The sequence below is a fragment of the Trinickia sp. HAY1-2D genome (genome assembly GCF_056754935.1).
In genome coordinates, this window is record NZ_JBPGWX010000002.1 from 3,307,919 (window position 1) to 3,331,534 (window position 23,616).

20 protein-coding genes and 1 tRNA gene are annotated in these 23,616 nt (G+C 63.8%); 8 read left to right on the forward strand and 13 right to left on the reverse strand.

Going from position 1 to position 23,616, the window contains the following annotated elements; translation table 11 throughout:
* Positions 1-43: 43 nt before the first annotated feature.
* A complete protein-coding gene (locus ACR9ZC_RS22475; protein WP_481581962.1) occupies positions 44-2,029 on the reverse strand; it encodes a DNA topoisomerase IV subunit B in 1,986 nt (661 codons plus the stop codon).
* A 219-nt stretch (positions 2,030-2,248) separates the two neighbouring features.
* Complete coding sequence (locus ACR9ZC_RS22480) at positions 2,249-4,183, reverse strand: ATP-binding cassette domain-containing protein (RefSeq protein ID WP_481581963.1); 1,935 nt, start codon at positions 4,181-4,183, stop codon at positions 2,249-2,251.
* Between the two features lie 211 nt (positions 4,184-4,394).
* Between ACR9ZC_RS22480 and ACR9ZC_RS22485 the strand changes: the two genes are divergently transcribed.
* Together ACR9ZC_RS22485 and ACR9ZC_RS22490 are read left to right on the forward strand one after the other, a co-directional pair.
* Positions 4,395-4,577, forward strand: a complete 183-nt coding sequence (locus ACR9ZC_RS22485; protein ID WP_440560729.1) for a rubredoxin — start codon at positions 4,395-4,397, stop codon at positions 4,575-4,577.
* A 154-nt stretch (positions 4,578-4,731) separates the two neighbouring features.
* A tRNA-Arg gene (locus ACR9ZC_RS22490) sits at positions 4,732-4,806 on the forward strand.
* A 46-nt stretch (positions 4,807-4,852) separates the two neighbouring features.
* Here the strand turns inward: ACR9ZC_RS22490 and ACR9ZC_RS22495 are convergent.
* The 4 genes from ACR9ZC_RS22495 to ACR9ZC_RS22510 form a co-directional block, all read right to left on the reverse strand.
* On the reverse strand, positions 4,853-5,383 hold the full coding sequence (locus tag ACR9ZC_RS22495; RefSeq protein ID WP_331572336.1) for a TIGR00645 family protein: 531 nt from the start codon (positions 5,381-5,383) through the stop codon (positions 4,853-4,855).
* Between the two features lie 263 nt (positions 5,384-5,646).
* Complete coding sequence (locus ACR9ZC_RS22500) at positions 5,647-5,805, reverse strand: hypothetical protein (RefSeq protein WP_331572337.1); 159 nt, start codon at positions 5,803-5,805, stop codon at positions 5,647-5,649.
* A 207-nt stretch (positions 5,806-6,012) separates the two neighbouring features.
* Positions 6,013-7,515, reverse strand: coding sequence for a SulP family inorganic anion transporter (locus tag ACR9ZC_RS22505; protein WP_481581964.1), 1,503 nt, complete (start codon positions 7,513-7,515; stop codon positions 6,013-6,015).
* Positions 7,516-7,632: 117 nt separating this feature from the next.
* Positions 7,633-8,310 (reverse strand): carbonic anhydrase, encoded by a 678-nt coding sequence (locus tag ACR9ZC_RS22510; RefSeq protein ID WP_331572339.1) that lies wholly within the window; start codon positions 8,308-8,310, stop codon positions 7,633-7,635.
* Positions 8,311-8,659: 349 nt separating this feature from the next.
* Here ACR9ZC_RS22510 and ACR9ZC_RS22515 point away from each other — a divergent pair, with 349 nt between their 5' ends.
* From ACR9ZC_RS22515 to ACR9ZC_RS22535, 5 genes are all read left to right on the forward strand, one after another.
* A complete protein-coding gene (locus tag ACR9ZC_RS22515) occupies positions 8,660-9,343 on the forward strand; it encodes a heavy metal response regulator transcription factor (protein ID WP_173260020.1) in 684 nt (227 codons plus the stop codon).
* Complete coding sequence (locus ACR9ZC_RS22520; RefSeq protein WP_481581965.1) at positions 9,340-10,743, forward strand: heavy metal sensor histidine kinase; 1,404 nt, start codon at positions 9,340-9,342, stop codon at positions 10,741-10,743. The genes ACR9ZC_RS22515 and ACR9ZC_RS22520 overlap by 4 nt, the downstream gene beginning before the upstream one ends.
* A 134-nt stretch (positions 10,744-10,877) precedes the next feature.
* A complete protein-coding gene (locus ACR9ZC_RS22525; protein ID WP_331572341.1) occupies positions 10,878-11,387 on the forward strand; it encodes a YbhB/YbcL family Raf kinase inhibitor-like protein in 510 nt (169 codons plus the stop codon).
* Between the two features lie 7 nt (positions 11,388-11,394).
* Positions 11,395-12,759, forward strand: coding sequence for an MFS transporter (locus ACR9ZC_RS22530; RefSeq protein ID WP_481581966.1), 1,365 nt, complete (start codon positions 11,395-11,397; stop codon positions 12,757-12,759).
* A 247-nt stretch (positions 12,760-13,006) separates the two neighbouring features.
* Positions 13,007-14,497 (forward strand): RNA polymerase factor sigma-54, encoded by a 1,491-nt coding sequence (locus ACR9ZC_RS22535; protein ID WP_481581967.1) that lies wholly within the window; start codon positions 13,007-13,009, stop codon positions 14,495-14,497.
* A 93-nt stretch (positions 14,498-14,590) separates the two neighbouring features.
* On the opposite strand, the gene otsA is transcribed toward ACR9ZC_RS22535, so the two are convergent.
* The 5 genes from otsA to ACR9ZC_RS22560 form a co-directional block, all read right to left on the reverse strand.
* Positions 14,591-16,072, reverse strand: a complete 1,482-nt coding sequence (otsA, locus tag ACR9ZC_RS22540) for an alpha,alpha-trehalose-phosphate synthase (UDP-forming) (RefSeq protein WP_481581968.1) — start codon at positions 16,070-16,072, stop codon at positions 14,591-14,593.
* 203 nt (positions 16,073-16,275) lie between these two features.
* On the reverse strand, positions 16,276-16,488 hold the full coding sequence (locus tag ACR9ZC_RS22545; RefSeq protein ID WP_173260014.1) for a hypothetical protein: 213 nt from the start codon (positions 16,486-16,488) through the stop codon (positions 16,276-16,278).
* Positions 16,489-16,628: 140 nt separating this feature from the next.
* Complete coding sequence (locus ACR9ZC_RS22550) at positions 16,629-16,805, reverse strand: hypothetical protein (protein ID WP_481581969.1); 177 nt, start codon at positions 16,803-16,805, stop codon at positions 16,629-16,631.
* A 110-nt stretch (positions 16,806-16,915) separates the two neighbouring features.
* On the reverse strand, positions 16,916-18,337 hold the full coding sequence (locus ACR9ZC_RS22555) for a sigma-54-dependent transcriptional regulator (protein WP_481581970.1): 1,422 nt from the start codon (positions 18,335-18,337) through the stop codon (positions 16,916-16,918).
* A 184-nt stretch (positions 18,338-18,521) separates the two neighbouring features.
* The gene (locus ACR9ZC_RS22560) at positions 18,522-18,935 is read right to left on the reverse strand and encodes a hypothetical protein (protein WP_481581971.1); all 414 of its coding nucleotides are present in this window, start codon (positions 18,933-18,935) and stop codon (positions 18,522-18,524) included.
* 142 nt (positions 18,936-19,077) lie between these two features.
* On the opposite strand from ACR9ZC_RS22560, the gene ACR9ZC_RS22565 reads away from it, so the two are divergent.
* Complete coding sequence (locus ACR9ZC_RS22565) at positions 19,078-20,142, forward strand: sigma-54 interaction domain-containing protein (protein ID WP_481581972.1); 1,065 nt, start codon at positions 19,078-19,080, stop codon at positions 20,140-20,142.
* Between the two features lie 155 nt (positions 20,143-20,297).
* On the opposite strand, the gene ACR9ZC_RS22570 is transcribed toward ACR9ZC_RS22565, so the two are convergent.
* Both ACR9ZC_RS22570 and ACR9ZC_RS22575 read right to left on the reverse strand, forming a co-directional pair.
* Positions 20,298-21,659, reverse strand: a complete 1,362-nt coding sequence (locus ACR9ZC_RS22570; RefSeq protein ID WP_481581973.1) for an ABC transporter ATP-binding protein — start codon at positions 21,657-21,659, stop codon at positions 20,298-20,300.
* A 41-nt stretch (positions 21,660-21,700) separates the two neighbouring features.
* Positions 21,701-23,458 (reverse strand): ABC transporter permease, encoded by a 1,758-nt coding sequence (locus ACR9ZC_RS22575; protein WP_481581974.1) that lies wholly within the window; start codon positions 23,456-23,458, stop codon positions 21,701-21,703.
* Positions 23,459-23,616 lie beyond the last annotated feature (158 nt).

Here is a 23,616-nt window from a genome sequence, read left to right on the forward strand (position 1 = left end):
GAATTCGAGCGGGGAACGATCAAGCTGCGCAGCGCAAAGCGATTCAGATGTCCGCCTCGACTTCGTTGCCCTTCTCTTCGAGCCAGCTGCGACGCGCGGCCGCCTCGCCCTTGCCCATCAGCATCGTCATGCGCGAGACCGTGCTGTCATAGTCGAGCTCGCCCAGTGCGACGGGCATCAGGCGCCGCGTGTCCGGGTTCATCGTCGTATCCCAGAGCTGCTCCGCGCTCATTTCGCCGAGCCCCTTGAAGCGGCTGATCGACCACTGCGATTCGCGCACACCGTCCTTGCGCAGCTTGTCGAGGATCGCTTCCAGCTCGCCCTCGTCGAGCGCATACAGTTTCTGAGCGGGCTTCTTGCCGCGCGCGGGTGCGTCGACGCGAAAGAGCGGCGGACGCGCCACATGGATATGGCCGCGCTCGATGAGCTGCGGAAAGTGCTTGAAGAACAGCGTCAGCGACAACACCTGGATGTGGGCGCCGTCGACGTCCGCGTCCGAAAGGACGCAGATCTTGCCGTAGCGCAGATTCGACAGGTCGACCTTATCGTCAGGATTGTGCGGATCGACGCCGATGGCCACCGAGATGTCGTGCACCTCGTTGTTGGCGAAAAGCCTGTCGCGCTCCGTTTCCCACGTGTTGAGGACCTTGCCGCGCAACGGCAGGATGGCCTGATACTCCTTGTCGCGGCCCATCTTGGCCGAGCCGCCCGCCGAATCGCCCTCCACGAGGAAGAGCTCGTTGCGCGAGATGTCGGTCGATTCGCAATCGGTCAGCTTGCCCGGCAGCACGGCCACGCCGGAGCTCTTGCGCTTTTCGATCTTCTGGCCCGCCCGCGTGCGGGCCTGCGCCTGTTTGATCACCAGTTCGGCGAGCTTTTTGCCGTGCTCGACGTGGTGATTGAGCCATAGTTCGAGCGCTGGCTTGACGAACCACGATACGAGCTTCACCGCGTCGCGGCTATTGAGGCGCTCCTTGATCTGCCCTTGGAACTGCGGATCGAGCACTTTGGCGGACAGCACGAACGAAACCCGCGCGAAGACATCCTCCGCCAGCAGCTTCACGCCTTTGGGCTGGAGGTTGTGCAGTTCGACAAAGCTCTTCACGGCCTGGAACAGCCCATCGCGCAGGCCGGACTCGTGCGTGCCGCCCGCCGGTGTCGGAATGAGGTTCACGTACGACTCGCGCGTGAGCGGTCCTTCTTCGCTCCAGGCCACCACCCAGGCAGCGCCCTCGCCTTCGGCGAACGCATCTTCGCTCATGCGTGCGCTGTCGGCATAACGCTCGCCTTCGAAAAGCGGCACCAGCAACTCGCTGCCCGCCATACCCTCGAGCAGGTAACCGCGCAGACCGTCGTCGTATTTCCAGCTCTGCCGCTCGCCCGTCTTTTCGTTGACGAGCGCAACTTCCACACCGGGCAGCAGCACCGCTTTCGAGCGCAAGAGCCGCTGAAGCTCCCCAAGCGGGATGTTCGAGGAATCGAAATATTTCGGATCCGGCTGCGCCGTCACGCGCGTGCCGGTGCGCTTGCCGTTCTTCTCGGCGGCGCGCACCTGCAGCGGTCGCGCGACATCGCCGTGCGCGAAGCCGATTTCGGCCACCTTGCCGTCGCGCCACACCGTCACATCGAGCCGCGAGGAAAGTGCGTTCGTCACCGAAACGCCGACGCCGTGCAGCCCGCCCGAGAAGGTATAGGCGCCGCCCGCCGCCTTGTCGAACTTGCCGCCCGCATGCAGGCGCGTGAAGACGATCTCCACGACGGGTACGCCTTCATCCGGATGCATCCCGAACGGGATGCCGCGCCCGTCGTCGTCGACGGAGACCGAGTGATCGGCGTGCAGCGTGACCGTGATCTGCCGGCCGAAGCCGCCGAGCGCTTCGTCCGACGCGTTATCGATGACTTCCTGGATGATGTGCAGCGGATTTTCGGTGCGGGTGTACATGCCGGGCCGTTGCTTGACCGGCTCGAGACCCTTGAGCACCTTGATCGACGCCTCGCTGTATGCGGTGCTTGGCTTTTTCGTGGACATCGTTTCGTATTGGAACTCGTCATCGTTGTCCACAGGCGATGGGGATATCTACGTGGACAATGCGTTGAAAATTCAAAAAAAGCGAGCCGAAACAAGGCTCGCGCAGAGCGTGCCCGCAAAACAGGCGGCCCTGCAGTCGCGGCGTATTTTACTGGTTTCGACCTGGCGGGCAATTCGGCCGAAACGCCAGTCGCGCCGCCGAGCGACTTCCCGTGCAGCTTACTTGCGCTTGGCCTCGAGCGCCTCCCACCGCTCCAACGCGGCCAACAACTCCTCGTCGATGGCGGCAAAGCGCTCCGTCAATCGCGCGCCCTCCTTGGCATCGGTCACAAAAATGGCGCCGTCCTCCAGCTTTGCCGAGATCGCTTTTTGTTCGGCCTCCAATGCCGCGATCGTGTCCGGCAAGGCCTCGAGTTCGCGTTGCTCCTTGAACGACAGCTTCACTGTGCGTTGAGCGTTGCGGCCCGCGGCGCTCTCCTTGGGCGCGGCGTCGCGCGAGGCGGTAGCGGATGCCGGCTTGGCCGCCGCCTGGGCGAGCCGAGCCGCACGTTCGCTTTGCAACTGCCAGTCGGTGAAACCGCCGACGTACTCGCGCCAGCGCCCTTCGTCCTCGGATGCGATGACCGATGTCACGACGTTGTCGAGAAAGAACCGGTCGTGGCTCACGAGCAAGACCGTACCCGCGTACTCGTCGAGCAACTCCTCGAGCAGCTCGAGCGTCGGAATGTCGAGATCGTTGGTGGGCTCGTCGAGCACGAGTACGTTCGCGGGCCGCGCGAACAGCCGCGCGAGCAAGAGCCGGTTGCGCTCGCCGCCCGAAAGAGACTTGACAGGCGAACGAGCGCGCTCGGGTGCGAACAGGAAGTCGCCCAGGTAGCTCATCACATGCTTGCGCGTGCCATTGACTTCGATCCAGTCGCTACCGGGGCTGATCGTATCTGCGAGGCTTTTGTCGGGATCGAGCTGGGCACGCATCTGGTCGAAATACGCGACCTGCAGGTTCGTGCCCACGCGCACCGTGCCTTCGTCGGGCGCGATCTCGCCGAGAATCAGTTTCAGCAGCGTCGTCTTGCCCGCACCGTTCGGGCCTACGAACCCGATCTTGTCGCCGCGCATGACGGTCGTGGAAAAACGCTCGATGACCGTGCGGGCGCCGTAACGCTTCGTCACGTCCGTGAGTTCGGCCACGATCTTCCCCGAGCGTTCGCCCTGGCCCACGTCGAGCTTGACATTGCCCTGCACGTTGCGGCGCTCGGCGCGTTCATGCCGCATCTGCTCGAGCCGCGCAATGCGGCCGACGCTACGCGTGCGGCGCGCCTCGACGCCCTTGCGGATCCAGACTTCCTCCTGCGCGAGCAGTTTGTCGAACTTCTCGTTTTCGATCCGCTCGACCTCGAGCTGCTGGGCTTTGCGCGTCTGATAGGCCGAGAAATTGCCCGGGTACGACAGCAGCCTGCCGCGATCGAGTTCCACGATGCGCGTGGCGACGCGATCGAGAAACGCGCGGTCGTGAGTGATGAAAAAGAGCCCGGCGCGCGCGCCGACGAGGAGCTCCTCGAGCCAGCGGATGCCATCGAAATCGAGGTGGTTGGTCGGTTCGTCGAGCAGCAGGATGTCGGGATCGGTCACGAGTGCGCGCGCCAGTGCCACGCGCTTTTGCATACCGCCCGAGAGCGCACCCACGCGGGCGTCGCCATCGAGGCCGATCTGCGCGAGCGTCGTCGCCACGCGCGTGCGCCAGCTCCAGGCGTTCGTCGCATCGAGCCGCGACTGCAGCGTGTTCATGCGGGCGAGCAGCGCGTCGTGTGCGGCTCCTTCGGGTGTCGCCGCAAGCTCGTGAGCAACGGCGTCGTATTCGTCGAGCGAGGCGCGCACTTCGGCGAGGCCGCTCGCCACGGTATCGAAGACGGACACTTGCGGGTCGAACTCGGGCTCCTGCGGCACGTAGACGGTCGTGAGTTCCTGTTGGCGCGTGACGAGCCCGTCGTCGGGCTGCATGAGGCCCACGACGATTTTCAGCAGCGACGACTTACCGGCGCCGTTGCGGCCGATGAGACCCACGCGTTCCCCGGCTTCCAGGGAGAAATCCGCATGATCGAGCAGCGCGACGTGCCCGAACGCGAGCTGCGCGCCGGCGATGGTGTAAAGCGACATGGGAGCGCGCCTTGCGAAAAGTCGGAAACGTCAATTGTACCGGGCGCGGGCCGGACGCTTCGTCGCATCGCAAGGGAGCCGGGCTTCGGTAAAATAGCGCGCTTCATTTCGCGAAGCGGCCATTCGAGGCCGGCAGGCGGGTCCGATCGGTCGGGGCCGGCCACGCTAAGCGATCGTTTTGATTTTGAGATGTGAAAGGACCAAAAGCGCCGTGAGCGACGTAATCGAATACAAAAGCTGGGTTTGCCTGATTTGCGGGTGGGTGTACGACGAGGCAGCAGGGCTGCCCGAAGAGGGCATTGCGCCGGGGACGCGGTTTTCGGACATCCCCGAGGATTGGCGCTGCCCGTTGTGCGACGTGAGCAAAGCTGAATTCAGCGTCGTGGAGTTTTGATCGAGCGCTTTTTTTGCGGTCGGCGGCCGAGGCAGGCATGCCGGAGTGCTCCGGCGGCGCGCGTGCAACGCCGCGCAGGCACGCTGTCGCGTCTTTGTTATACTCTGCCCGCACTGGCACACGTGAGCGCTCCACGCCTCGCGCATTCATCCCCCTCCCCGTAGTTCAATGGATAGAACAAGCGCCTCCTAAGCGCTAGATACAGGTTCGATTCCTGTCGGGGGGACCACAAAAGCCGTAGGTCCGCACAAGTCAGCCAATGGCGAGCGTTCCCGTCAATGCTTCTCCGACTGCGCCGCCACCCAGTCCATGGCGGCAAACAGCAACCCCGAGCCGACGAACGTCAAATGCAGGATCACGAGCCACCGGATACGCACCTCGTCGAGCACGCTGCCCGGCTCGGTCAGCGTCATGAATGCACGCAGTAGCGAGATGGCCGAGATCGCCACGATCGAGCCGATCAGTTTCATCTTCAAGCCCGAAAAATCGAGCGTACCCATCCAGCTCGGCCGATCCTCGCTATGTCCCGTATCGATCTTCGAGACGAAGTTCTCGTAGCCCGAAAACATCACGATAACGACGAGGTTGCCCGCCAGCGACAAATCGATCAACGTCAGTACACCGAGGATGATGTCCTCGGGGCTCGCCTGCAAAAGATTCGGAACGAGATGCGCGAGATCGCCGATAAACGCGACGAGCAACATCATCAGCGATACCACGAGGCCGACATAAAACGGGGCGAGCAGCCACCGGGAATTGAATAACAGACTTTCGAGAATTTTTTCCAATGCGTTGCGTTGGTGCATAGAGCGCTCAAAGTTTGATCGATTTATTGCTATTCGCGAGCGCGGCATGTGCCGGTTCGGGCAGCCCAACTCGCAAGAATCCGCCGCATCCGCCGCGAGGACGAATTCGGCAGGCAATGCGCATTGTAACGGTGCTGCGTATCGGTTCGATGACTCGGCACGCCGCCCGGCAGGGGCGCGCCAACGAGTCGGGCCGGCCTCTCGAACTTCGCGTGCGAGCGCCAAAGATCAACGGCAAGGCATGGCCGGTAGAGGCCAGCGCCTCAATGCCGGCGATGCGTCCGGCCAACCCGGTGATGGTCACCGAGCCAACGCCGCAGGTCGCTTAGAGGATGGTCGGTGTGATAACGCGTGGCCAGCGCCATGGCAATGCCGACGAAAACCGCCAGCATCAGCATCAAGCCGATCGAGGACTCGGGCATGATCGCCTCCTCAACGTCGCGATAACCGCATTGTAGGCCTGTCACGGGCCGTGGCAAGTTCGATACCGAGCAAAGCCCCATTGGTAATACGAGAGCGATCATGCCGACCGATGTCATTATGTTCGCCCCATATCGCGCAAAAGGCGCCGCATCTTCATGCGACGCCTGTGCAGCGCTAGCGGTAGGGACGGCGGCTACGCCCTTGCCTCACCGCCAACTCACCGAAATCCCGCGATGGGCGGACTGCGCCGCGAACTCGGAGATCATATGCCGCACATCGGGGTCGACGAAGTCGGCACGGCTCGTATCGACGATGAGCGTGGCGCGGTCGGGAATCTGCGCGAGATGCTGCTTGAGCTTCACGCGAATGAAACACGATACGTCCTTGCGGAACAGCAGCAGAAACTCGTTGCCGTGCTGCGCAATCGAAAACGGGTTGCGCAGATTCGGATGCAGCGCGAGCACGATGCTGCACGCGATACCGAGGCCGATGCCGATCAGCAGATCCGTCGCCAGCACGCCGCCGATCGTCGCGAGAAACGGCACCAGTGCGTTCACGCCGCGCTTGGCCACATCGACGAAGAGCGCGGGCTTTGCAAGCTTGTAGCCGGTGGCGATCAGGATTGCCGCGAGCGATGCCAGCGGAATCTTGTTGAGGATCTCGCTCAGCACGAAAACACTCGCGAGCAGCAGCAACCCGTGCACGAAAGCCGACATGCGCGAGCGCGCCCCCGCATGCAGATTCGCCGAACTGCGCACGATCACCGATGTGATCGGCAAGCCGCCGAGCAAGCCGGCCAGCATGTTGCCGACGCCTTGCGCTTTGAGCTCGCGGTCCGGCGAGGCGGCGCGCTTTTGCGGATCCATCTGTTCGATGGCCTCGAGACACAACAGCGTCTCCAGACTGGCGACGATCGCGATCGTGGCCGCGAGCCGCCAGACGTCCAGGCTCGCGAGGCGTGTCAGATCGGGCGCGGCCAGCGCACTGGTCAGCGCGGCCATCGAATCGAGCGGCGCAAGGTTCACGCGGTACGAGGCGGGCAACGCGAGTGCCGGCGCGAAGGCATCGATGCCGAGCGTGACGGCAACGCCGAATGCCACCACGAGGAGCGGCGCAGGCACGAGCCCGACCAGCGGCAAACGCCGCACGAACCGGCTTTCCCAACCGAAGAGAATCGCAAGCGATATCGCCGCGAGAGCGCAGGCCACGACCGATGTCGTGCCGAACGGCGTCTCGAGAAAACCAGCCGCGTAGCTGGCGCCGGCCCCGCTGGCAGCGCCGCCCGTTGCAAGCCCCAGCGCGACGGGCGTTTGCTTGACGATCAACAAGAGACCGATTGCGGCCAGCATGCCCTTGATGACGGGCGACGGCACGTACGCCGCGAACCGCCCGGCCTTCAGGACACCGAAGCAAAACTGCATGGCGCCGCCCACCAGCAGGGCGCTCAGGAATGCAGGAAATCCGCCGACGTTCGCGATACCGTCGACGACGATCATGATGAGCCCGGCCGCCGGTCCGCTCACGCTCAGTTGCGAGCCGCTCAGCAGCGAGATGACAAGACCGCCGATGATGCCTGCCAACAGCCCGGCGAACGGCTCGACGCCGGACGCCTGGGCGATGCCGAGGCACAAAGGCAGCGCGACGAGAAAAACGACCGTTCCCGAAAAACAATCCCGCGGCAGCGTAGCCGCCAGTTTGGCATTCGTCATGGTGTTGGGTTGCGAGAGAATGAAGCGCGCGCCCGACCGGTACGAGGCCGGCGCGCGCTATGGGGTTCGTTCGAAGGAGTCGATGTGCCCCGACGCAAAACTGCCGTGCGCCGAGCCTCAGCCGACGTTGGCGACGCGAATCGGCGCAGGTTCGCGCCGGCCGGGCCGATGCGATAGGTCGGAGCCGTACGACGGCTCGGCCGCCTCGGCATGCTCGAACGGCAACGCTCGAATGAGCCCATCGCGGATATCGAAGATCCAGGCATGGACTTGCGGGCGAGGCACGGCATCGTGAACGACGGGCGACGCACGCAGCACACGCGCCTGTTCGAGCACGTTCAGCTCGGCGAGGCGGTTCGTACGCTCATCGGAATCGGCGATCGCATCGAGTTCGTCGCGGTGACGCCGCGCAAGCCACCGCAACGGACGAATGCGCTGCTCGACGTGCGGCACCCCGTCGTTCGGCGCCCCCAGCGCCGCCCGCACGCCACCGCAGCCATAGTGGCCGCAGATCACGATGTCCTTCACTTTCAGCACGCAGACCGCGTACTCGAGCACGCTCATGGTGTTGTCGTCATGCGGCACGAACAGATTGGCGATGTTCCGGTGCACGAACAGCTCGCCGGGCCGCGCGCCCGTCACGATTTCCGCCGGCACCCGGCTGTCGGCACAGCCGATCCATAGCACCTTAGGATCCTGCCCTTGCCTCAGTCGCTCGAAAAGGCGCGGGTCGCCATCGCACGCCTCACGGGCCCATGCAGCGTTTTGCAAAATCATTTGTTTCGTAAAATTCATTGCTTTTTCCTCCTAAGCCGGAATGGAGAACATCAATGAGCGTAGATGATGCGACGTTCACGAGTTGGAATTCTGGCGAATAGGCGCATCGCAAACATGACGGCAAGATGATTTTGTCGTCATGTTCGTCGGTAGTGGCCAAAATGCCGATCGATATCGATTCGGTTTTTTCAATTACCGGGCTGCCTGCGCGGATGCGGAGTCCATTGAAATCGATTTGAGCGGAACTTATCGAGATACGACCCGGTCAACAATCGTTTCGATTACCGGCCGCGCATATTCTTTGCATGGTATGCACGTTCGCCCTTTTTCATCGCCCATTCGTTCAACGGCGCACCCCAATACCGAAATGAAGATCCTGATTGTGGAAGACGAGCCCAAAACCCGGACTTATCTGAAACAAGGGCTCGTCGAAGCGGGCTTTGTCTGCGACATCGCCGCGGACGGCGTCACCGGGCTGCATCAGTTGCAGACAGAAGCGTACGATCTCGCCATCCTCGATGTGATGCTGCCCGGCAAGAGCGGCTGGTCGATCGTCGAGGAACTGCGCAAGACGCATCGCACGCCGGTACTCTTTCTGACCGCACGCGACGACGTGGACGATCGCGTCAAAGGGCTCGAACTCGGCGGGGACGACTATCTCGTCAAGCCGTTCGATTTCGTCGAGTTGCTCGCGCGCGTGCGCTCGCTGTTGCGCCGCGGGCAAACGCTGGATGCGTCGGTGCTGCGTGTGGGCGATCTCGAGCTCGATCTCATGCGCCGCAAAGCGAAACGGCAAGGCCGTACGATCCTGCTCACGGCCAAGGAGTTTGCGCTGCTGTGGCTGCTCATGCGCCGCGAGGGCGAGATCCTGACGCGCTCGCTGATCGCCTCGCAGGTATGGGACATCAACTTCGAAAGCGATACGAATATCGTCGACGCGGCGATCCGCCGCGTGCGCGCGAAAGTCGACGATCCGTATGAGCCGAAGCTGATCCATACCGTGCGCGGCATGGGCTACGTGCTCGAACAGCGCGATGACTCCCTTGTATGATCGGACATCTCGTGCCAAAAACGATGCGCGGCCGGCTCGCGGTGCTGTTCGCGCTGTCGACTTCGATCATTCTCGCCGTGAGCGGCGCACTGCTCTACGAAACGCTGGATCGATCGATCGCGAAATCGCTGCGGCACGAGATGGAGGCGACGCTCGATGCGGCCATTTCGCGGCTCGGCACCGTGGAGACGATCGAAGAACTGCGTGACGAACGTCCCGCTTCGTCCCTGCTGCTGCAAGGCCATGAAGACGTCGACCTGGCGGTCTTCGACGAACGCGGCAACACGCTCGTCAGCAGCCCGAACTTCGTGCCGAGTCCGAACGTATTGGCAAGCGCATTGAGTGCATTGAGTACCACCCCGGTCGCCGTGCAACACGAGCAGCGGCCGTTGCGCTATCTCGTCGCGCGGGCCAGGATTGCCGAAAAGGACGTCCCGGTGCGCGTGGTCGTGCAGCGCAACTATCGCGGTGCTCAGGCGTTCTTGCACATCTGCGCACTGAGTGTCGTGCTGGGCGTGCTCGTCGGCACCGTGCTCGCCGCCCTCGTCGCTTACCGGATCGCCGTATTCGCGCTGAAACCGCTGAGCCAGCTCGCCGCGCGCGCCGACGAGATTTCCGGCAACCGCCTCGCGCACCCGCTGCCCGATACGGGCATGGCCGACGAGTTGCGCGAGCTCACGCATGCGTTCAACCGCATGCTGCAGCGGCTCGACGAGTCATTCACGCGGCTCACGCAATTCTCTTCCGATCTTGCGCACGACATCCGCACACCGCTCACGAACCTGCTGGCCCAGGCGCAAGTCGGGCTCTCCCAGCCGCGTTCCAACGAGCAATACCGCGCGATCATCGAATCGAGCGTGGAGGAATTCCAGCGCCTCTCGCGCATGGTCGACGACATGCTCTTTCTCGCCCGCGCCGACGCGCGGCAACGGCGCACACATTTCCAGCGCGTCGATGGGCAGCGCGAAGCGCTGCGCGTTGCGCGCTACTACGAATCGATCGCCGAGGATCGCGGCATCGCGATCACCGTCGATGGCCACTGCACGTTCGATGGCGATCCGCTGCTCGTGCAGCGCGCGCTCGGCAATCTGCTGTCGAATGCCTTCGCGCATGCGCCTCAGGGCTCCGCAGTGTCGATCGAATGCCGGGAGTTCGATGCCGTGGCTTCGGTGTCAGTCACCGATACAGGCCCCGGCATTGCGCCGGCGCATATCGAGCGAATCTTCGATCGCTTCTATCGGCTCGACCCCGCGCGCCAGAATTCCGCGGCGGGCACCGGGCTCGGCCTGGCGATCGTCAAGTCGATCATGGACGAGCACGGCGGCGAGTGCCGCGTCGACAGCGTGCCCGACGTCCGAACGACGTTTTCGCTGCGCTTCGCTCGCAGCGTCCGCGCTTGAGCGATCAGTAGCGCGCCTATACTGCTATCCATGCCGGCGCTCCCCCGCGCCTCGCGCGCGGACCCGGTGCTAAACTCGGCTCGCTCGCCGCTTCGCGGCCTCGACGTTGACGTTTCAAAAAATGGAGGCATTCGATGGCTGACTTCAGACTGTGGTCCGACGACTTCCCGATCAACGGCTTCATGCCGAAGGATCAGGAATGCGACGACAAAATGTTCGGTGTCGACGGTAACGGCGCGAACGCATCGCCCTCGCTCCAATGGGAAGGCGTCCCCGAAGACGCGCAAAGCCTCGCACTGACCGTCCACGACCCGGACGCGCCGACCGGCAGCGGCTTTTGGCATTGGGTCGTCGTCAACATTCCGCCCGACGCGCGCTCGCTGCCACGCAACGCCGGCAAGGCCGACGGCTCGCTGCTTCCTGCCGGCGCGGTGCAGGTGCGCAACGACTACGGCACGCAAGGCTTCGGCGGCGCCGCGCCACCGCGCGGAGACAAGCCGCACCGCTACATCTTCCGTCTTCACGCGCTCAAGGTACCGCATCTACCGGTCACGGCCGAGACGACGAACGCCGTCGCACGCTTCATGACACATATGAACGAAATCGACTCGACGATCTACACGGGCCTTTACGAGCTGAAATGAAACGCGGATGTTGACAGACCAAGGCCTTCCCGTTCCCGAACGCTACTGGGCCATCGCGGTCATTGCGCTTGGCCTGACGCTGGCCGTCCTCGATAGCGCCATCGCCAACGTCGCGTTGCCGACCATCGCGCGCGACACGCACGCGAGTGCCGCGGCGTCCATCTGGGTCGTCAACGCGTACCAGCTGTCAATCACGATCTCGCTGCTGCCGCTCGCCTCGCTCGGCGACCGCATCGGCTATCGGCGGGTCTATACGTCGGGGCTCGCGCTTTTCACGCTGGCGTCGCTCGGCTGCGCGCTGTCCGGCTCGCTGCCCGTGCTCGCCGCGATGCGCGTCGTGCAAGGCTTCGGCGCAGCCGGCCTGATGAGCGTCAACACTGCGCTCGTGCGCGCAATCTATCCGCCCGCGCACCTCGGGCGCGGCGTCGCATTGAACGCGATGGTGGTGGCGCTCGCCTCGGCAGTGGGACCGACGGTCGCGTCCGGCATTCTCGCCGTTGCATCGTGGCCGTGGCTGTTTGCGATCAACGTGCCCATCGGCCTCGTCACGATCGTCGGTGCATTCAAGGCGCTGCCCAACACCCCCGGACACAATGCGCCTTACGACTACCTGAGCGCGGTCATGAACGCGTTCGTGTTCGGCCTCATGGTCTTCACGATCGACGGCGTGGGCCACGGCGAATCGTGGCCTTATGTGACGCTGCAAGCGTTGGCGGTGATAGCCGTCGGCTACTTCTTCGTGAAGCGGCAACTGCGGCAGCGCGCACCGCTTTTGCCGGTCGACTTATTGAGGATTCCTGTCTTTGCGCTTTCGGTCGGCACATCGATCTGTTCCTTTTGCGCTCAGATGCTGGCATTCGTGTCGCTGCCGTTTCTTTTTCAAGCGACGTTCGGCTTCACGCAGGTTCAAACCGGCCTGCTCATCACGCCCTGGCCCTTCGCGATCGTCTTCGCCGCCCCGCTCTCGGGCGTGCTTTCGGATCGCTATTCGGCCGGTATCCTCGGCGGCGTCGGCCTCGCGATTCTCGCCGCTGGCCTCGTGCTGCTGGCCACGCTCGGCCCGCATCCCGGCGGCGCCGACATCGCCTGGCGCATGGCCGTTTGCGGCGCGGGCTTCGGCCTCTTTCAGGCGCCGAACAACCGCCAGTTGCTGTCCGCGGCACCGCGCGAGCGCAGCGGGGGCGCGAGCGGCATGCTCGGCACCGCGCGGCTCACCGGACAAACGCTCGGCGCCGCGCTCGTTGCGCTGATATTCGGCGTCGCGCCGACGAGCGGTCCGATGATTTGCCTTCAGCTCGGAGCGGGTTTCGCGGCGCTCGCCGCATGCGTGAGCCTGCTCCGATTGAGGCAAACGCAGCCCGCCACCGCCTGACGGACGTTTTCGTTGGCGCGAGTTCCCCCGCCGCTCGTCGGGCGGGCAAGCGTGCGCCAGCGCACACTCGATCGCGCGTAAGCCGAGGAATGCGGCGCGTTTTTTGCACACTACCTGTAAAAGCTGCTATCTCGATACGGCGCCCGACATGGCGTGAGCCCCCCGCCTGCCGGGTGCCGTCGCTCGTTGCGTCGCATGGTATGAGCGTTGCTTGAGTTCCTGGGACCTCTTCAAACGGACCCAGACTATGCCACCGACTCTCGAACTTCGCAGCAAACAACACGTCGCGTTGACGCCGCGCCTGCAGCAATCGGTGCGGTTGCTGCAGTTGTCGTCGCTGGAGTTTCAGCACGAGCTGCGTCAAGCGCTGGACAGCAATCCGTTTCTCGAATACGACGAACCGGTTCCCGAAGGGGAGGTCGAGTCCGATCGCGTCAAAGAGGTCCACGGTGTCGGGCAGGACGCCGCGGAAACCGTTGCGCCCACAACCACTGAAGCCACCGAGGGGCTCGACAGCCTCGCCGCCGCCGATGCATCGGCGGCCGCCGCCAGCGAGGAGGCCAGCGGCGATTTCTCGCAGGACTGGTCACTGCGCTCCGCGTCCCGCCATAACGGCGACGGCGACGACGTTGACCCGGGCGCATGGGCGCATGCCCAGCCGACGATGCATGAACACCTGCACGATCTGCTGAGCCTCTATCCGCTCAACGAGCGCGATCGTGCCGCGGCGCAAGTCGTGATCGAAGCGCTCGACGACGATGGCTACCTGCGCGATTCGCTCAGCGATCTCGCCGCCGCGTTCGAAGCCGACCCTCCGTTGGCCGAAGAAGAACTGCGCGTGGCGCTGCGGCTCGTGCAAACGCTCGATCGGCCCGGTGTGGGCGCGCGTTCGCTCGCCGAATGCCTGCAGTTGCAACTCGATGCGATGCCGCCTGAAACGCCGGGGCGCGATCTCGCGCACGAAATCGCCGCAAGCCATCTCGAGCGGCTCGCGCGCCGCGAACATGCCGAGCTCCAGAAACAGCTCGGCTGCTCGGCCGAGGAGTTGCGCGTCGCCTGCGCGCTCGTGCGGCGGCTCGATCCCAAGCCGGGCGAGTATTACGCCCGCACCGACGACAACTACGTCATTCCGGATGTGATCGTCCGGCGAGTGAAGAACCGCTGGGTTGCGACAATCAACCCCGCCGTCCTGCCCCGCGCGCGGATCCATCGCGTCTATGCGGAACTCTTCGCTCAATCCGCCGGCGGCAGTGGCTCGCCGCTCGCCCAGCAACTGCAAGAAGCCCGTTGGCTGCTGCGCAACGCCGAGCAGCGTTTCACGACCATTCAGCGCGTCGCGCAATGCATCGTGTCGTATCAGAAGGCGTTCTTCGATTACGGCGAAATCGCGCTGAAGCCGCTCGTACTGAGCAAGCTCGCGGAGGAACTCGGCCTGCACGAGTCGACCGTCTCGCGCGCATCGAGCAACAAGTACATGGCCACGCCGCGCGGCATCTTCGAATTCAGACATTTCTTTCCGCGCGAACTTGCGACCGAAACCGGCGGGCGTTGCTCAGCCGCGGCCGTGCGCGCCCTCATCAAAGAGATGATCGAGCAGGAGGACCCGCGCAATCCGCTCTCGGACGTGGCGCTTGCGAAGATGCTGACGCAAGAAGGCATGCTCGTCGCGCGACGCACCGTCGCCAAATACCGCAATTTGCTCAAACTGCCGCCCGCGCAATTGCGGCGTCAAGGGTAGCAGCCCACAACGGGCGCGCAGCATAAGCGAAGGGCCGCTCTCGAAGAGCGGCCCTTTTTTATCGATTGCGTTCCGGAGATACCGTCGATCGCTTCAGGACCGATGCAGGGCACGCGCCGGCCGGTTCACGGGATAGCGAAACGGAATCGGCACGTCGAGGCCCTTGTCGGCCAGTTCGACGGCGCGACGCGTAACCGATGCGGCCTCAACGACGTGCCGCAGGTCGTCGAGGAACGCATCGCGCCAGGTCGATAGATCGTTGGCACGCAGGCGCGCCATCATGTCGGCGTGGCGCGCCTTGCGCTCGGTGAGCGGCATCGACAACGCGCAGGCCAGCGCATCGCCCATTTGAGAAAGATCGAACGGATTGACGACGAGTGCCCCGGGCAGTTGTTCCACCGCGCCCGCGAACTGCGACAGCACGAGCACGCCGGGGTCGGCCGGATCCTGCGACGCGACATACTCTTTCGCCACGAGATTCATTCCGTCGCGCAGCGGCGTGACGTAGCCCACTTGCGACAATCGGAACAGCGCCATCAGCACGTTGCGCTCGTATTTGCGATTCAAGTATTGGATCGGCGTCCAGTCGAGTTGAGCGAAACGTCCGTTGATGCGCCCCGCCTCGCCTTCGAGCGTTTGGCGGATGCGCTGATAGGTCTGCACGTCCGAGCGCGTCGGCGGTGCGATTTGCACGAGCGAGACCTTTCCTTGCCAGTGCGGCACGTCGGCCAAAAGCCGTTCGAATGCCTGAAAGCGCTCGACGAGGCCTTTTGAGTAATCGAGCCGGTCCACGCTCATGATGAGCTTGCGCCCGCCTGCCGCCTCTCGCAGTTCGGCGACGGGTTTGCGGTCGCTAAACTGTTCGGCGGCCTTGGCAACCGCATCCGGATAGATACCGATCGGGTAGGCACCCACTTTCAGCAGCCGTCCGAACGCATGCACCATGCCCTCCGCGCTCACTGAACCGAAGCCCCCGCGTTCGATGTAGTCGACGAACGCTTGACGATCGGTCTGCGTCTGGAATCCAAGTACGTCGTAACTGCACATCGCGTGGACGAGCTCGGCATGCGGCGGGACGGCTCGCAGCATCTCCGGCACCGGAAATGGAATATGCAGGAAGAAGCCGATCGGATTCGTTACACCGAGATCGCGCAGCGCGCGCCCGAACGGCAACAGGTGATAGTCATGCACCCAAATGATGTCGTCGGGCTGGAGCAGTGCCTTCAATTGCGTTGCAAGCGCGATATTGACGCGCAGATAGCCGGCGTATTCCTGCCGGTCGTAGCGGGAGAGATCGGTGCGATAGTGGAACGTCGGCCACAGCGTCGCATTCGAAAACCCTCGGTAGTACTGATCGTAATCGCGACGCGTCAAACCCACCGTCGCATAGGTGACGTTGCCTTGCTTCTCGATAGCGGGCCCATCGCCCTGCGTGACGATTTCGCCGCTCCATCCAAACCACAGGCCACCCGTCTCCTTCAACGCATCGAGAACGCCGATTGCCAGCCCTCCGGCGGCGGGACGTCCCTCTTGCGTCGGCGCAACACGATTCGATACCACGATAAGTCTGCTCATTGCGGCCCCACCTCGTCGAATTGGCGTTCTCGCGTGGCGACAACCATCGCCGCTCCGGTTCATCGAATGCAAGTCGCGTGCCGTCGCAATGCACCGCTTTCGAGCATGCGAGGCGCGAACGCGTCGCGTCCCCTGAGCGACGCGCTCGCATGAGTCGAATTAACTTAGGTGTCCTCTACGATCATGCGCACGGCGCCAGGCGTTCAGGCGTCCTGCTCAGCCCCGAGATCGCGCTGGTAATCGAGCCCCTCCGGACGCGCGCCGCCCTGGTTGAACGCCCCGTCAGGCGGCGCATTTGGCGCGACGCGGTTCTGCGCGGATGGGTCGTGCGCAGGCGGCCCGGATGTCTGACCGGTGTTTTTGGCTTCGCGCTTGGAAGCGTGGCGCGGCGAACGCCGCAACGCTGGATGTCTCATGGGATACCTCTCGTCGAAGCGCGCCCGGATGGGCGAAACCGGATCTGCCTATGCGAACAGTCTAGGATGCGGCGCGCTGTTTCGCGCGGTAACAATTGCGCAAGATATGTAACCCATACAGGACAGTATTCGCCCGGGCTTTACGCGCTTGCCTGCAACGGCTCGGGCGGCGGATCGCCGATCGGCGGCATAGGCGGCTCCGGAGGTTCGCGCTCGGGCTCGGGATGCGGCCCGGGCGGATCCTCCGTGGGCGGCGGCCCAGGCGGGTCGGGTTCGGGCGTGTGGAGCCGGATCGGCTCGCGCTTCGATTCGTGCATCGCGATCTCCTCGAGTGGGCATGAGTGATACGCAGCGATGCGTTGCACACATCGCCCGCCACCGCTATCCAGCAATCGGTTTGCCCAGCCGCGCGTGCCGGCGCCACGCCTCAGGGGCCCGCCGCCGGCTCGCCCGTTTCTCCGGCCGGATCGGGGTCGCCGGCCGCTTCTCCCGCCGCCGATTTGCCGCCTTCCTCGTTGTACTCGACGAGCCGGTTGTAGAGCGTCTTGAGGCTGATGCCGAGAATTTCGGCGGCACGCGTCTTCACTCCGCCGCACTGATCGAGCGTGGCGAGAATGAGCTGACGATCGGCGACTGCGAGCGATGTTCCGAACGGTATGGTGACGGCTGTGCCCGTCGTAGGCTTGGATAGCGAAATCTGCAGCGGTACCGCGGCCGTCGTATCGGAATCGGCGCCGGACATGATATAGGCGCGTTGCACATAGTTCTTGAGCTCACGGACGTTGCCCGGCCAGGGGTACGACAGCATCATGTCCTTGGCCGCCGGCGGAAATTGCTTATGCGTGCCGTGTTGTTCGTTGTGCTCATCGAGAAACGCCTGCGCCAGCAGCCAGACGTCGTTGCCGCGCTCGCGCAGCGGCGGCAGGCTGATCGGAAATACGTTGAGCCGGTGATAGAGATCGAGCCGCAGCTTGCCTTCGAGCACCGCCTCTTCCGGATCGCGATTCGTTGCGGCAATGACCCGCACGTCGGTTTCGATCTCTTTTGTCGTACCGACACGCATGAACATGCCTGTCTCCAACACGCGCAGGAACTTGACCTGCAGCTCGGCCGGCATCTCCGTGATTTCGTCGAGAAAAATCGTTCCACCGTTGGCCCGTTCGAAATAGCCCTTGTGCTGGCGATCCGCACCGGTAAACGAGCCGCGCTCGTGCCCGAACATTTCCGATTCGATCAGGTTCGGCGAGATCGCGCCGCAGTTGACCGCTAAAAACGCGTGCTTGCGCCGCAGGCTCAACTCGTGAATCGTCTGCGCCGCCACTTCCTTGCCGGTGCCCGACTCGCCCACCAGCAGCACCGACGCCGCTGTCGGCGCCACGCGCCCGATCTGGTCGTAGACAGACTGCATGGCCGGCGAGCCGCCGAGCATGAGGCCAAAACGGCCCATGCGCCGCAGTTCGCCACGCAAGTTGCCGATTTGCGCTTTCAGGTCGCCAGCGCGCGGCAGCCGGTCGAGCACCGCTTTCACGCGCTGCATGTTGATCGGCTTCACCAGGTAGTCGGATGCGCCCATTTTGAGCGCCGACACCGCGGATTCGACCGTGGCATGCCCTGTGATCACGACGATTTCGACGCCCGAGCGCGGGTCGAGATCTTCGAACAGATCGACGCCGCTGCCGTCCGGCAGTTGCAGATCGGTGAATACGACGTCGGGCGTTTGCCGGACGAGTTGAATGCGCGCTTCGCGCAGATCGCCCGCCGTCGCGGTCGTCAGTCCATCTTCGGCAATGATCGAGACCAGCGCTTCACGGGTCTCGGGGTCGTCGTCAACTATCAGCACGTGTGGCATCGGGTTCTGTCATCAATGAGTAGTGTCGAAATGGAACGGAATCCAATCAACCGAGCGAATTCCAAGCGCACAACAGCCCTGCCGCGGCGCCGCGGCCGCGTATGACGGGGCTCTATCCTGCCCGCCCGGGCCGAACCGTGCAAGAACGGACGGAGAGCCGGCCGACTCGCTCGTGAAATACGGGTCAGCTATGCGGGAAGCGCCATGCGTCCGCTGTGCCGCCTACCTGCGCATGGCCGTTCGACATGGTGCCTGGCGACACTTGCGAACCCAGCGTCGAGGGCGCTTCCTGGCTGGTGGACGCCAGTGCGCCGCCTTCAGCTTCCCAACGATTCAGTTCGCCGGCGAGCCGCGCCTGCGACGCGCGGTGTTTCTGCGCCCACCGCCACGCGAGCACGCCGCCTACCGCGACCAGCGCGCCGAAAATACCGATTCTGGGACGGGCCATCTGATTCCCCTTGCATTCGTTGCCGATATGAATGGTATAGACCGTTGCAAGTTTTTCCGCATGCGGATTTTCGATGCCGCGGACTTTCATTCGGATCGATCCGACGGCCGCGAGTTCCCGCTGCGAAGCCATACCGAGAGCATGTTTCATGCCACTCAGTAAGCGGGGTTCGCTTGGCATCTTTGGCCGACGTAAGCAGGCTCCGACGTGGTTAAATACCGGTTCGACTACTCGGAAAAACGCGCGCGGCGATGCACTCGGCATCCGCTTGCGCGCTTCAGATCCCGAACCCATGGCGACGTCAAGCGACTTTGAGACTCCGGCGGAAGCTCCGGACAACGGCTCCGCCCAACGAAACGATTCCGGCCCCCAGCGTACACCCGAGGGGCTCGAGTCCTATGGCATGCTCTACGGCGCATCGCCCGCGATGCTCGAGCTGTTCGAGCAAATCGAGCGCGTGGCGGCGACGGATGCAACCGTGCTCGTCGTCGGCGAATCCGGTACCGGCAAGGAACTGATCGCGCGGACGATTCACGATCGCAGCCGCCGGCACGATCAACCGTTCGTGGCCGTCAACTGCGGTGCGATTCCCGATAATCTGATCGAAGCCGAACTCTTCGGCCATGAGCGCGGCAGCTTCACCGGCGCCGTGCAAGGCCGTGCCGGTTACTTCGAGCATGCCAATGGCGGGACGCTCTTTCTCGACGAGGTGACCGAGATGATGCCCGTGCGCCAGGTCAAGTTGCTTCGCGCGCTGGAAACGGGCACGTTCTATCGCGTCGGCGGCACGGAGCTGATGCATAGCGACGTGCGTGTCATCGCGGCGACGAATCGCGACCCGGCGGTGGCGGTGAAGGAGAACGGCTTGCGCGAGGACCTGATGTATCGCCTCGCCGTGTTTCCGCTGCGTGCGCCGCCGCTGCGCGAGCGCGAGGGCGATCGCGAGTTGCTTGCTCAGCACTTTCTCGCCGAGCTCAATGCGCGGGAGGGCACGAACAAGGTCTTCAGCAAGCGGGCGAGGGAAACGCTACGCACGTACTCGTGGCCGGGCAACGTGCGCGAGCTGAAGAACAGCATCTACCGGGCCTTCATCCTGGCCGAAAAGACAGTCGAGATCGAGCATCCTCGGCTCGCGGCGCGCTCGAAAAAGGCCGTAACGCAAGGCGATGCGATGAGCATCTGGGTCGGCACGCCGCTCGCCGAAGCCCAGCGCCAGATCATTCTCGGCACGCTGAAGCACTGCGGCGGTGACAAGCGGCGCACGGCAAAGGCGCTCGGCGTCAGCCTGAAGACGCTTTACAACCGTCTGGGCGCGTATGAGGACGAAGATGAAGCGCCGTCGGCGGGCAATGCCTGAGACGCGCTCGCACATTGCGGCATGTCCGCCGCCATGATCGATGCGTGACGGTACAGGACATCTTTTGACAAGTCCATGCGCGCCCCAAGCGGCCCATTCAGGTGATCATGGTCAGCGGAGCCGCAAACAGGCTCCGCGCCCGTGATAGATGGCGATCAGGACTCGACGTCCTCGAGGCTGAAGATTTCGGTCTGGTCGTTATACGAAAAAATCTCGCCGTAGCGGCCCCAGTTGATGACCGCGTCGAGCGTTTCCTCGGCCGCGCTGTCCGACAGAAAATCCTCGAGCTCCTGCTCGAACCGCACGCGCGGCGCCCGATGGCCCGGGCGTTCGTTGAGTACCTTCTTGATCCGCGCGGCAAGCGGCACATGACGCAACAGGTGTTCGGCGAACATCATCTTGCGTTCCTGGGTGCCGAACTCGGCGAAGACTCGCGCGGGCGGCGTGAGGAAGATATCGCCCTCTCGCACGTCGGTGAAGCCGAGGTGCTGGAGCACTTCCGCGATCGGGAAGAGATCGTCGACTTCGAGATGCAGCGAGCGCGCGATTTCCGGCATATCGGCCCGCCCGTGATACGGCGGCGCCGCGAGCGTTTCGATGAGACCCGCCATCAAGTTCGTCGAGACGCTAGGCAGCCAGCTGCCGAGCTCGAGCCCCTTCTTCGTGGCTTCGTCGGTACGGCGCGCCGTCATCTTCGCGTAGATGTCGTCGACGAGACGCTTGAACGCCGGATCGAGACGGTTGCGCGGATGCGCGAACGGCACCTTGATCTCGGCGATCACGCGCCCCGGGTTCGACGAAAGCACGAGGATGCGATCGCACATGAACACCGCCTCTTCGATGTTGTGCGTGACGATCAGAATCGATTTGATGGGCATGCGCCGCTGCGTCCACAGGTCGAGCAAGTCCGTGCGCAACGTCTCCGCGGTCAGCACGTCGAGCGCCGAAAACGGTTCATCCATCAAGAGCAACGTGGGATCGACGACCAGCGCGCGCGCAAAGCCGACGCGTTGGCGCATGCCCCCCGACAGTTCGCGCGGGTACGCGTTCTCGAAGCCGTCGAGACCGATCAGATCGATCGCGGCCAACGCCCGTTCGCGCCGCTCGCGCGCACCGACGCCCTGCGCCTCGAGACCCGCTTCCACGTTTTGCAAGACGGTGAGCCAGGGAAAGAGCGCAAAGGTCTGAAACACCATGGCGACGCCCTCGGCGGGACCGGCGAGCGGTTGGCCGAGATAGTCGACGTGGCCATCGGTCGGCTCGATGAGCCCGGCGATGATGCGCAACAGCGTCGACTTGCCCGAACCGGAACGTCCGAGCAAACCAACGATTTCGCCCGAGCGCAGCGAGAGATTGACGTCGTCGAGAACGAGCAGTTCGCCCTGCGCTTTCGAAAAGCCGCGGCACACGTCTTTGACGTTGAGGATTTCCTCGCCGAGGCGAGGCGCGGCACCGGCGCCGAGCGACGCGGGTGAAACGGACGACGCCGAGCTCGGTTCAGCTTTGGGGTTTTGCATTGCGCTTCACTCTCGAATGGACCTATCGTGCGTTTTTTGCATCAATCGAGCCGGAGCTTCGACTCGGCATAAGCATAGAGCGGCCGCCACAGACTGCGGTTGAACAGCGTGACGAAAAGCGACATGACGGTGATGCCGAGAATGATCTTCGGAAAGTCGCCCGCGGCAGTCATCTGCGCGATATAGGCACCCAGCCCATGCGCGACGACATGCGTGTCGCCCCACTGGACCGCCTCGGAGACGATGCTCGCGTTCCAGGCGCCGCCCGAGGCCGTCAGCGCACCCGTCACGTAATAGGGGAAAATGCCCGGCAGCATGCACTGGCGCCACCATTGCCAGCCGCGAATGCGGAAGTTCGTCGCAGCTTCCCGGTAATCGTTCGGATAGGCCGTCGCCCCGGCGATCACGTTGAACAAAATGTACCACTGCGTGCCGAGCACGATGAGCGGCGAAAGCCAGATGTCCGGATTCAGGTGAAAGCGGACGATCACGACCACGAACACCGGAAAGAGCAGATTGGCCGGAAAGGCAGCGAAAAACTGCGCAAGCGGCTGAATCTTCTCGGCCAAGGCCGGACGCAGCCCGATGAGGACCCCGACGGGCACCCAGATCAGCGAGGAAAGCGCGATCAGGATCGCGACGCGCACAAGCGTGATGAAGCCGAGCAGAATGACGTGCCAGACTTCGTCGAGCGTCACGCCGGTCCGCACATAGGCCGCGACGCGCCAGACGACGTACAGCGTACTGGCGAGCAGAACGAGCGCCCACGCGATATCGGCGGCGCGCGACGATGCCCGCCGCGCGCCACCGGCCCGGCCCAGCCGCAAGCCCGGCCGCAACGACAACCGGATCGGCACGCGCGCAGCCTTCGAAAAAAGCCATCCCACCGGCACGAGCAACCGATGAATGAGCCGCGTGCGCCGCACGACATCGAGCAGCCACGACTCGGGCGCGTTGCCCGAACTCGTCGTCTCCATCCGAAATTTGTCGGCCCACGCGACGAGCGGGCGGAACATCAACTGGTCGTACGCGAGGATGACGACCGTCATCGCGAGGATGACCCAGCCGACGGCGACGAGGTTCTTGTCCGAGATTGCCTGCGCAAGATAGGCGCCGATGCCGGGCAGCGTGATCGTGTTGTTGCCGACGGTGATGGCCTCCGATGCGACGACGAAGAACCAGCCCCCCGACATCGACATCATCATGTTCCAGATGAGACCCGGCATCGAGAACGGAACTTCGAGCTTCCAGAAACGCTGCCAGGCGGTCAGGTGGAAGCCGCGCGAGACCTCGTCGAGATCGCGCGGCACCGTGCGCAGCGACTGGTAGAAGCTGAACGTCATGTTCCAGGCCTGGCTCGTGAAGATGGCGAAGATGGCCGCGAGCTCGGCGCCGAGGACCTGCTTCGGGAACAGCGCCAGGAAAAACGTTACCGTAAACGAAATGTAGCCGAGCACGGGCACCGACTGAAGGATGTCCAGGACCGGGATCAGCACCATGCCCGCGCGCCGGCTTTTCGCGGCGAGCGTGCCATAGACGAGCGTGAACGTGAGCGACGCGCACATCGCGGCAAGCATCCGCAGCGTGGTGCGCAGCGCATACTCGGGCAAGTTCGACGGATCGAGCGAGATCACCTGCGTCTTGAGCGTCGAAATCGGCGCCATCGTCTGGTGAACGCCGATGGCCGCCATCGCGATCAGACAGATGATGAGCGGAAAGGCGACGAAGTCCCAGCGGTTGGGCAAAAGCCGCCACACCGATGCGTTGGCGGTGCGCTTCAGGTCGAAGCTGAAGTCCATCAGCGCCCCCTGGCCTGGCGGCGTGAGGCAGCAGCCTGGCACGCGGGCCAATGCGCCGGCAAACCCGAAACTGGTAAGTTGAACATGTCGAGGCGTATGGATGCAGTCATTCGTGGGCTCCGGCCGCCCGGCGGTACGATGGGCACGTGTCCGGCTTT